This window comes from Micromonospora sp. D75, assembly GCF_018070405.1.
GTDB lineage: Bacteria > Actinomycetota > Actinomycetes > Mycobacteriales > Micromonosporaceae > Micromonospora > Micromonospora chalcea.
In genome coordinates this window covers 18,079-27,890 of the sequence record NZ_JAGPXV010000008.1, presented here as the reverse complement: position 1 = coordinate 27,890, position 9,812 = coordinate 18,079, and the positions used below count along the sequence as shown (strand labels likewise).

Genomic DNA, 9,812 nt, shown 5'->3' with positions numbered 1-9,812 from the left:
CCGCGATCGGTGGCGGGCTGGGCCGCGACCTGCTCACCGGCGAGATCCCGGTGGTGCTGCGCCGGGAGATCTACGCCCTCGCCGCGCTCGCCGGCGCGGTCACCGTGGCGCTGCTGTCGGCGTCCGGACAGGCGACCGCCGTGCCGCTCACCGCCGCCGCCCTGCTCGTGTTCGGGCTGCGCCTGATCGCGCTGCGCCGGCGCTGGTCCGCGCCGGTGGCGACGCTGCGGCCGCCGCGCACCGGCACCCGGGGACCACTGCCCTGACCCGCTTCCCACCGGGGTGGGCGGATGTGACAGGCGTGGCGTCGAGTGGGGCGTACGGCCCGCGCTGGTTATGCTGAGTCCGCCTTCGCGGCACCGGATGCGCGAGGGCGTTTTCATGGGCGGCGGCTCCCGTGGCCCCGGTCGGGCCCGCCGCCGTCCGCGGCGGAGAGGAGCTACGCGTGCCACCGCGGATGCCGGCGCTCGACACGTTCCCGCCCCTGCGCGCCTGGCAACGCAAGGCGCTCGTGGAATACCTGCGCCGCCGGACCGAGGACTTCACAGCGGTCGCCACGCCCGGCGCCGGTAAGACCACGTTCGCGCTGCGCATCGCCGCCGAGCTGCTCGCCGACGGCACCGTCGAGGCGGTCACCGTGGTCGCGCCGACCGAGCACCTGAAGACCCAGTGGGCGCAGGCCGCCGCCCGGGTCGGCATCCAGCTCGACGCCGCGTTCCGCAACGCCGACCTGCACTCCGCCGCCGACCTCCACGGCGCGGTGGTCACGTACGCGCAGGTGGGCATGGCGCCGCAGGTGCACCGGCGGCGCACCATGACCCGACGCACGCTGGTCATCCTCGACGAGATCCACCACGCCGGCGACTCGCGTACCTGGGGCGACGGCGTCAAGGCGGCCTTCGAGCCCGCGGTACGCCGGCTGATGCTCACCGGCACGCCGTTTCGCTCCGACGACAATCCGATCCCGTTCGTCAGCTACGAGCGCGGCGGCGACGGGCTGCTGCGCTCCCGCGCCGACTCGGTCTACGGCTACTCCGACGCGCTGCGCGAGGGCGTGGTCCGGCCGGTGCTGTTCCTGGCGTACTCGGGGGAGACCCGGTGGCGCACCAACGCCGGTGAGGAACTGGCGGCCCGCCTCGGCGAGCCGATGACGCAGGACCTGATCGCCCAGGCGTGGCGTACCGCGCTGGACCCGGCCGGCGACTGGATGCCGCAGGTGCTGCGCGCCGCCGACGCCCGGCTCAGCGTGCTGCGCGACAACGGCATGCCCGACGCGGGCGGCCTGGTCATCGCCAGCGACCAGCAGGTGGCCCGCGCGTACGCGAAGCTGCTGGAGCAGGTGACCGGTGAGAAGGCCGCCGTGGTGCTCTCCGACGACCAGGGCGCGTCCGCGCGGATCGCGACGTTCGCCGCCTCGCAGCAACGGTGGCTGGTCGCGGTGCGGATGGTGTCCGAGGGCGTGGACATCCCCCGGCTCGCGGTCGGCGTGTACGCGACGAGTGCCAGCACCCCGCTGTACTTCGCGCAGGCGATCGGCCGGTTCGTCCGGGCCCGCCGTCCCGGCGAGACCGCGTCGGTGTTCCTGCCCAGCGTGCCGCACCTGCTGGGGCTGGCGAGCGAGATGGAGGCCGAGCGGGACCACGTGCTCGGCAAGCCGAAGGACCGCGAGGGCTTCGACGACGACCTGCTGGAGCGCGCCCAGCGCGACGACGGCGCCAGCGGCGAGCTGGAGAAGCGCTTCGCCGCGCTCTCCGCGACCGCCGAGCTGGACCAGGTCATCTTCGACGGCGCGTCGTTCGGCACCGCCGCCCAGGCCGGTACGCCGGAGGAGGAGGAATATCTCGGCCTGCCCGGTCTGCTCACCGCCGACCAGGTCTCGCTGCTGCTGACCAAGCGGCAGGCCGAGCAGCTCGCCGCGCAGAAGCGCCGGGCCGCCCAGCGGACCGCTGAGCCGGCCGCTGCGGCCCCGGCGGCGGCGCCCCCACCGATGAGTGCCGCCCAGCGCCGGGTGGCGCTACGGCGGCAGCTGAACGCTCTGGTGGCCGCCCGGCACCACCACACCGGCCAGCCGCACGGCAAGATCCACGCCGAGCTGCGCCGGATCTGCGGCGGCCCACCCAGCGCGCAGGCGACGATCGAGCAGCTCGAAGAGCGCATCGCCACCGTGCAGACCCTGTAAGGAAGGGCCCCCTGTTAACGCCTCCGGTAGAGCAGGGGCCCCTTCTTAACACCGGGCGGCGCAGGCGGCACCGGCACGAAAAACCGGCCGGAGGCGACCCGTGTGGGTGCCTCCGGCCGGTTATGTCGTGATGTGGATTTCCTGTCGGACCTCAGTTCGCCATGAGATCGGCGCCACGCCAGCTGAACTCCGGGTCCGACGCGTAGCGCACGGTGATCTTCACGAGATCCTCCGCGTACTTGTTCGCGTGGTGCCCACAGAACACCAGCTCACTCCCACCCGCCAGAGTGATCCGGAGCTTGCCGGCAGCATTGCAGCGGTCGCACCGTTCATCGGCGGCCGGGGGGCTCACCGTCTCGGGCGGCGGCGTGAGGGTCGGGGTCATCGCCTTCCTCCTCTGGTCGTCACCGATGAACACTCTCTTCGGTTGCTCACCTATCGTGCAACACCCATCTCGGGCCCTGCCTTCCCTGTGTGCCCGCGGGGGACCGAGGTCACACATGGCGTGGGGGACAGTGTGCCGTGCACCAAGGGTGCCACGTCAACGATCACAAACAGGCAACCGATCGAGCACTGATGAGTGTTCTACGGCTGGTGATCAAACCGGCACGAATTGTTGACGTACGCGGTCAGTCCAGGTAGTCGCGGAGCACCTGGGAACGCGAGGGGTGCCGCAACTTGGACATGGTCTTCGATTCGATCTGCCGGATGCGTTCCCGGGTCACGCCGTACACCTGGCCGATCTCGTCCAGGGTGCGCGGCTGACCGTCGGTGAGGCCGAAGCGCAGGCGCACCACGCCCGCCTCACGCTCGGACAGCGTCTGGAGGACCTGCTGGAGCTGGTCCTGCAGCAGCGAGAACGACACCGCGTCGACGGCGACGACCGCCTCGGAGTCCTCGATGAAGTCGCCGAGCTGGCTGTCACCCTCGTCACCGATGGTCTGGTCGAGCGAGATGGGCTCCCGGGCGTACTGCTGGATCTCCAGCACCTTCTCCGGTGTGATGTCCATCTCCTTGGCCAGCTCCTCCGGGGTGGGCTCGCGGCCCAGGTCCTGGAGCAGCTCGCGCTGGATCCGGCCGAGCTTGTTGATCACCTCGACCATGTGCACCGGGATGCGGATGGTGCGGGCCTGGTCGGCCATGGCGCGGGTGATGGCCTGGCGGATCCACCAGGTGGCGTAGGTGGAGAACTTGTAGCCCTTGGTGTAGTCGAACTTCTCGACGGCGCGGATGAGGCCGAGGTTGCCTTCCTGGATGAGGTCGAGGAAGGCCATGCCGCGACCGGTGTAGCGCTTGGCCAGCGAGACCACCAGGCGGAGGTTGGCCTCCAGCAGGTGGTTCTTGGCGCGCTCGCCGTCCCGGGAGATCCACATCAGGTCGCGCTGCAGGTCGCGGACCAGCTTCTCCTCGCCCTCGTCGGCGGCGCGCAGCCGCTCGGCGGCGTAGAGGCCGGCCTCGATCCGCTTGGCCAGCTCGACCTCCTGCTCGGCGTTGAGCAGCGGAACCTTGCCGATCTGCTTGAGGTACGCCCGCACGGAGTCGGCGGAGGCGGTCAGCTCGGCGTCCCGGCGCGCCTGCTTGAGCGCCTCGGACTCCTCGTCGTCCCACTCGAAGTCGTTGTCGGTGGCGGAGCTGGCCGCGTCGGCCTCGGCGGCCTGGGTCAGCTCGGCCGGCTCCTCGACCACCACGTCCTCGATCTCGGCGGCCAGCTCCTCCGGGTCGATCTCGCCGTCGGGGCCCTCCGCCTTGCCGCCGGCCTTCCCCGGCTTCGCCGCGGCGGTCTTGGCGGCCACCGTGGCCTTGGTGGCGCGGGTCGCCTTGGTGGCCTTCGCCGGGGCGGCGGCCTTGGCGACGTCGGCCGTGGTGGCCTTGCGCGCGGTCGCCTTCCGGGGGGCCGGGGCGGCGGGCGCCTCCTCGGCGGCCGGCGCCTGCTTCGGGGCGGGCGCGGCGGCCTTCTTCGTGGTCTTGGCGGTGGTCGCGCGGGAGGCCGGGGTGGCGGACCGGGCGGCGGCGACGCGGCGGCGGGTGCTCGCCGAGCCGTCCACCACCACCGTCACGCCCGCCTCGGAGAGCGCGCGGAGGATCTTCTTGGCCTGGGCCGGGGTCACCTCAGCGGACTCGACGGTGCGCGCGAGCTGGGCCGACGTGAGCTGACCGCCGGCGCTCTGCGCGTGGGCGATCAGGGTGTCGGTGAGCGAGCGAACGTCGGCGCCGGTCTGGCGGGGATCTGTCACGAAGACCTTCCGGAGGCGAAAAGAGCGAGCACGGCCGGGTCGTCCGGCGCAGCATGGGACGGCCGTGCCGGGCGAGTCGTTGAGGACCCCCGTGTCCCGGGCCGTCCGGTCGCTGGCGGTCCGTGGCGCGTGGGCAGGGTGAATTGTAACGCCGTCTGCCGCGATCATCCCGCGCCGCACGGCGGACCGGCGGTCCGGGACCGCCGAATCGGCGCAGATGTGGACTTTGTAAGGATGATACCCGCGCACGGGTGGGCCGGTCCCGATCGTGCGGGAAGGGGACAAACATGATCACCGCGACGCCTACGGCGCGGGAGTTGCTCACGATCGCGGTCGAGGTGGCCCGGGAGGCCGCCGCCACCGCGTACCGGATGCGGGTCGAGGGTGTCTCGGTGGCCGCGACGAAGAGCACGGTGACCGACGTGGTCACCGCCGCCGACCGGGCGGTGGAGCGGCAGGTGCTGGCCGCGCTGCGGCAGCGGCGGCCGGGCGACGCGGTGCTGGGCGAGGAGTACGGCGCGGGGGAGACCGGCCCCGCCGGTGCCGACGGGGTGCGCTGGATCCTCGACCCGATCGACGGCACCGTCAACTACCTGTACGGGCTGCCCTACTGCGCGGTCTCGCTGGCCGCTGAGGTGGCCGGCGAGGTGGTCGCCGGGGTGGTCCGCAACGTCGTCACCGGCGAGGAGTGGACCGCGACGCTCGGCGGCGGCGCCTGGCGCGACGGGCAGCGGCTGAGCGGCTCGACCGCGACCGATCTCGGCCAGGCGCTCGTGGCCACCGGCTTCGGCTACGACGCCGGCCGCCGGGCCCACCAGGCGCGGGTGGTGACGGAGCTGATCCCGCACATCCGGGACATCCGCCGGATGGGCGCCGCCGCGCTCGACCTCTGCCTGGCCGCCGAGGGGCGGGTGGATGCGTACTACGAGAAGGGCCTGGCCGACTGGGACCTGGCCGCCGGCGGGCTGGTCGCCCGGGAGGCCGGGCTGCTGGTGACCGGCCTGTCCGGCCGCCCGGCCGGACCGGACCTGGTGCTCGCCGCGCCGCCGGCGCTGCACGGGCCGCTGCACGCCCGGCTGGTCGACCTGGACGCCTCCGGCGGGCCGTGACCTGCCCCGCACACGCGACAGGGCGGCCCTCCCGGAGGAGGACCGCCCTGCGTCGTCGGGCCGCCGGCCGCCTACTTCTCGACCGGCTTCGGGCAGGTCTCCGGCGGCGCCTGCGGGGCGCCCAGGTCGCCGAGCGACTGGTTGACCTCGGTGGTGGTGGCGAGCTGCTGGAACTGGTTGCCCAGGACCACGTCGACCACGTCGTCCTTGCGGTTCGCGTCGAACTTCTGGCTCGCCTCGTTCAGGAAGTACGCGCGCAGCAGGTGCGCCGACCCCACGGCGTTGGGACCGAACCGCAACTCGGCCACGCCGTCGAACGCCTTCTTCTCGTTGCCGACCTTCTTGACCTGGAACTTGCGGTTGCGGAAGTCGTCCGCGACGCTGCCGGCCCGGCCGGCCTCGTCGGTGGCGTTGTAGACGTTGATCTTGACGTCCTTCTGCTCCCGCAGCCGCAGGTCGACCAGCGGCCAGCCGTCCGGGCAGGCGGCCGCCGTACCGGCTGTGCCCTGACTGTCCTTCAACACGGCGACGACCACGACGACCAGGGCGACGACCGCCAGCAGTCCGACGACAACGAGTGCCCGCACTCGCGCAAAACTCATCCTGGGCGCTCCCCGGACAGTGATTGGGTGGTGGCGGGCGACGCGGTCGGGCCGCGACCGGTCGGCCGTCCAGTACGCCGCTGAGGTTAACCGTTGTCCGGCTCAGGCGTGGAAACAGTCCGACATACCGGCGCGCCACGCGGTGAACCGGTAGGACTACCCCTATCTTCGTGTCGCCTGAGTCACATTGGGAACAACTTCGGGCGCCGAGGCGTACATCTCCCCCGCGAGGGCGGTATACATGCCTCGCCCACAGGGGGGGTAAGGTTCCGCGCTCACCGGGGGCATTTCGCACCGGCGAGCCCGGCCCACCGCTCGTCGGGTCGGGTGCCCGACAGAGATGGTGGCCGGTCAGGGGAACCGAAACGGCGTCGTCCGGCGTTACAACCGGCAGCGACAATATCGATATTGGAGAGTGAAACCGATGGCCACCGACTACGACGCCCCGCGTCGCGACGAGGTCGACCTCGGCGAGGACAGCCTCGAAGAGCTCAAGGCCCGGCGGGTCGACTCACAGTCGGGCGCCGTGGACGTCGACGAGGCCGAGGTGGCCGAGAGCTTCGAGCTGCCCGGCGCCGACCTGGCCGACGAGGAGCTCACGGTCAAGGTCCTTCCGATGCAGCAGGACGAGTTCCGGTGCGCCCGCTGCTTCCTGGTCCACCACCGCAGCCAGCTGGCGGTCGAGCGCAACGGCGACCTGATCTGCCGCGAGTGCGTCTGATCCCGACCGGGGACACCGGCGGCGGCCTCCTCGACGGGGCCGCCGCTGTTCGAGCCGCCGCCGTGCGCCGGTGGCCGGTTGCTGCTTGACTCGTTACGGGCGGCTGCCACGCCGCGCGGAGCAAGGAGGGCGGACGGGTGAGCGAGCGCAGCGAGGGGACCGGCGCCGACCGGACCCCGGCTCCAGCGGCGAGACCGGCACCGACCGGGCCGGATGCGACACCGACCGGCTCCGCCGTGCCCGCACCTGGCGGCTCCACCGTGCCGCCGGCCTCCACCGAACTCGCCGCGACGGCGGCCACTACCGGCTCCGGTTCGACGTCCGGTGAGCCGGGCGCGGACGCCGGGGAACTCGGCGCGACGGTCGCCGCCCTGACCGCCGACGACATCGCCCCGGCCCGCCGGCGGCAACTGCTGACCCGGCTGGTCGGGCAGGCCCGCGCCCGGGGGATCACCGACCTGTTCAAGCCGAGGGCGGCGGTGCGCTGGATGACCGACACGGTCGCCGAGATCGCCCCGCACGTGCCGATCCGCGACCTCGCCACGCTGCGGCGGCACTTCCCCGGCCTGGACGACGACGCGCTCGCCGACCGGCTGGTCCGCAACGCGTCCCGGGCCACCGCCGGGGTCGGCGCGGCCGGCGGCGGAGTGGCAGCCGTCGAGTGGGCGGTGACGCCCACGCTGCTCTCCGCCCCCGTCCTGCTGGCCGCCGAGACGGTCGCGGTGGTGGCGATCGAGCTGAAACTCATCGGCGAGCTGCACGAGGTCCACCGGGTGCCGCTGCCGGCCGGCGGCGCCGGCCGCGCGGTGTCGCTGGTGCAGTCCTGGGCCACCCAGCGCGGGGTCAACCCGATGATGCCGGGCGTCGGAGTGAGCGCGGTGCTCGGCACCGCCGCCCGCCGCGAGCTGCGGGACAGTCTGATGCGCCGATTCGGGCGCAACCTCACCACGCTCGGGCCGTTCCTGACCGGCGCCGCCGTGGCCGGCTACCTCAACCGCCGGGCCACCCGCGCGCTCGGCGAGCAATTGCGCAAGGACCTGCGGCGGACCGCCCGGGCACTGCCGGACAAGCCGTCCTGACCGGCGGCGGACCGGCCGCTCGCGGGCGGCGCCGGGTCAGGCCGCCTCGGGGCGGCGTCGGATCAGGCCGCGTCGCGGGCGGCCAGGACGGCGGCCGCCAGCTGGACCGGGTGCCGGGTGCTGACCACCCAGAACGGGGTCGGGTCCTCCGGGTCGTCCAGCACCACCTGCACGGCGCCGTCGATCCACGGACGCTGCACCACGAAGGCCAGCGGGTCGGAGCCGACGCCGAGCACCTCGCGCCGGCCGGCCGCGTCCAGCGGCACCACGTCCGCGACGTACCGCACCGGGAGGTGGGCGTCGTCCACCCGCAGCTCGCCGTCGCGCACCTCGACCCGGATCCGGCCCAGCCACCACAGGGCGGCCACCGCGGCGGGGATCAGCAGCACGAACGGCAGCCAGGCGCGGACGCCGGTCGCGCCCATCCACAGTTCGACCGCGAGCAGCGCGGCCGCGGCCAGCCCGAGCGGCCAGGCCCACCAGGGCAGACCGAGGCGCTCCGCGTACGGCGCGGCGGTGGCCGGCGGCGCGGCCGGAGATGACGACTGACGCACACTGACGAGGGTACGGCGCGTCGCGGGCCCGGCAACCGGCAGGATGACAGGGCACCCCCGCAGGACCGGACGGAAGAGGATGACCGTGACAGACGTCGTACCCGTGCCCGTGCGACTGCTCGACCCGGAGCTGCCGCTGCCGGCGTACGCCCATCCCGGTGACGCCGGCGCGGACCTGGTGGCCGCCGCGGACGTCGAGCTGCCCCCCGGCGGCCGGGCCCTGGTGCCCACCGGCGTGTCGGTGGCGCTGCCCGACGGGTACGTCGGGCTGGTCCACCCCCGATCCGGTCTGGCGGCGAGGCTCGGCGTGACGGTGCTCAACGCGCCCGGTACGGTCGACGCCGGCTACCGGGGTGAGATCCTGGTCAACCTGATCAACCACGATCGGGACACGCCAGCCAAGATCAGCCGGGGCGACCGCATCGCGCAACTGGTGGTCCAGCGGGTCGCCCGGGCCGAGTTCCGGCCGGTGGCCGAGCTGCCCGCGTCCCGGCGTGGCACGGGCGGGCACGGGTCCACCGGCGGGCACGCCGGCCTGGTCCCGGCGCCGTCCGGCGGGCAGAGCGAAGAGGTGGCAGGGTGAGTGCGAACAGCGGAGGGTGGGCGCAGTGATCTTCTCCCGGAAGCGGGCCGACGAGGCGCGTGACAATGGGGTCCTCGACGCCGAGGAGACCCCGTCGGCGCCGGACCGCGGGCCGTACGACGTCAGCGAGGCCCCCGACGCGCCCCGGCTCGACCTGGGCAGCCTCCAGATCCCGGCGGTGCCGGACGTGGAGGTGCGCGTCCAGGCCGACCCGCAGGGCGTGATCCAGCAGGTGGTGCTGGTGCACGGGCAGAGCGCGCTGCAGCTCGGCGTCTTCGCCGCGCCCCGCTCCGAGGGCATCTGGGACGAGGTGCGCGAGGAGATCCGCCAGTCGCTCGTCGCCGACGGCGCCACCGTCGAGGAGGTCGACGGGGAGCGCGGTCCCGAGCTGCGCGCCCGGGTGCGTACCCCGGACGGCCCGACCGACCTGCGCTTCGTCGGCATCGACGGCCCGCGCTGGATGGTGCGCGGCGTCTTCCAGGGCCTCGCGGCCACCGAGGCGGCCACCGCCGGGCCGCTGACGGCCTGCCTGGACGGCCTGGTGGTCGACCGCGGGCAGGAGGCCAAGCCGGTGCGCGAGCCGCTGCCGCTGCGGCTGCCCCGCGAGGTCGCCGAGCAGCAGGCCGCCGCCGAGCAGCAGGAGGTCTGATCCACACGTGCCCGGGCCCGGCGTCGAACGGCGCCGGGCCCGCGGCGTGCCGGCGTCCCGGGCGGCGGTACGCGTACCACGGCGCTCCCGCCGGCGGGCCGT

At 73.7% G+C, this 9,812-nt stretch carries 11 protein-coding genes; 7 read left to right on the top strand and 4 right to left on the bottom strand.

The features are described 5' to 3' along the window. Nucleotides 1-266, top strand: a 266-nt coding sequence (locus KBX39_RS01455) for a trimeric intracellular cation channel family protein (RefSeq protein ID WP_210868807.1), incomplete at its 5' end; no start/stop codon positions are given. 191 nt (nt 267-457) lie between these two features. Continuing rightward, nucleotides 458-2,179: a DEAD/DEAH box helicase gene (locus KBX39_RS01450; protein WP_210868811.1), complete on the top strand. Its 1,722-nt coding sequence runs from the start codon at nt 458-460 to the stop codon at nt 2,177-2,179. A gap of 151 nt (nt 2,180-2,330) precedes the next feature. Here KBX39_RS01450 and KBX39_RS01445 read toward each other — a convergent pair whose 3' ends face one another. Together KBX39_RS01445 and KBX39_RS01440 are read right to left on the bottom strand one after the other, a co-directional pair. Next, a complete protein-coding gene (locus KBX39_RS01445) occupies nt 2,331-2,564 on the bottom strand; it encodes a hypothetical protein (protein WP_013284786.1) in 234 nt (77 codons plus the stop codon). Between the two features lie 244 nt (nt 2,565-2,808). Next, nucleotides 2,809-4,413: an RNA polymerase sigma factor gene (locus tag KBX39_RS01440; RefSeq protein ID WP_064447138.1), complete on the bottom strand. Its 1,605-nt coding sequence runs from the start codon at nt 4,411-4,413 to the stop codon at nt 2,809-2,811. A gap of 287 nt (nt 4,414-4,700) precedes the next feature. Between KBX39_RS01440 and KBX39_RS01435 the strand changes: the two genes are divergently transcribed. Then, entirely contained in the window at nt 4,701-5,522 is an 822-nt protein-coding gene (locus tag KBX39_RS01435) for an inositol monophosphatase family protein (RefSeq protein ID WP_043325683.1), read from the top strand. Between the two features lie 71 nt (nt 5,523-5,593). Here the strand turns inward: KBX39_RS01435 and KBX39_RS01430 are convergent, their stop codons facing one another. Beyond that, nucleotides 5,594-6,109 carry a LytR C-terminal domain-containing protein gene (locus KBX39_RS01430; RefSeq protein WP_181373764.1) on the bottom strand — a complete coding sequence of 172 codons (516 nt, stop codon included), beginning with the start codon at nt 6,107-6,109 and terminating at the stop codon, nt 5,594-5,596. A gap of 439 nt (nt 6,110-6,548) precedes the next feature. On the opposite strand from KBX39_RS01430, the gene KBX39_RS01425 reads away from it, so the two are divergent. Both KBX39_RS01425 and KBX39_RS01420 read left to right on the top strand, forming a co-directional pair. Continuing rightward, complete coding sequence (locus KBX39_RS01425; RefSeq protein ID WP_013284790.1) at nt 6,549-6,845, top strand: DUF4193 domain-containing protein; 297 nt, start codon at nt 6,549-6,551, stop codon at nt 6,843-6,845. A 260-nt stretch (nt 6,846-7,105) separates the two neighbouring features. Next, on the top strand, nt 7,106-7,924 hold the full coding sequence (locus tag KBX39_RS01420) for a hypothetical protein (protein ID WP_064447140.1): 819 nt from the start codon (nt 7,106-7,108) through the stop codon (nt 7,922-7,924). Nucleotides 7,925-7,986: 62 nt separating this feature from the next. Here the strand turns inward: KBX39_RS01420 and KBX39_RS01415 are convergent, their stop codons facing one another. Further along, entirely contained in the window at nt 7,987-8,478 is a 492-nt protein-coding gene (locus KBX39_RS01415; protein WP_064447141.1) for a DUF3093 domain-containing protein, read from the bottom strand. Nucleotides 8,479-8,563: 85 nt separating this feature from the next. Between KBX39_RS01415 and dut the strand changes: the two genes are divergently transcribed. Beyond that, on the top strand, nt 8,564-9,061 hold the full coding sequence (dut, locus tag KBX39_RS01410; protein ID WP_030502984.1) for a dUTP diphosphatase: 498 nt from the start codon (nt 8,564-8,566) through the stop codon (nt 9,059-9,061). Nucleotides 9,062-9,086: 25 nt separating this feature from the next. Then, nucleotides 9,087-9,710, top strand: coding sequence for a DUF3710 domain-containing protein (locus tag KBX39_RS01405; RefSeq protein ID WP_210868805.1), 624 nt, complete (start codon nt 9,087-9,089; stop codon nt 9,708-9,710). The last annotated feature ends 102 nt before the right edge of the window (nt 9,711-9,812 follow it).

Coding starts and splice junctions, on each gene's coding strand:
- KBX39_RS01445 (WP_013284786.1), bottom strand. CDS start 2,564: ATGACCCCGACCCTCACGCCGCCGCCCGAGACGGTGAGCCCCCCGGCC.
- KBX39_RS01450 (WP_210868811.1), top strand. CDS start 458: ATGCCGGCGCTCGACACGTTCCCGCCCCTGCGCGCCTGGCAACGCAAG.
- KBX39_RS01435 (WP_043325683.1), top strand. CDS start 4,701: ATGATCACCGCGACGCCTACGGCGCGGGAGTTGCTCACGATCGCGGTC.
- KBX39_RS01425 (WP_013284790.1), top strand. CDS start 6,549: ATGGCCACCGACTACGACGCCCCGCGTCGCGACGAGGTCGACCTCGGC.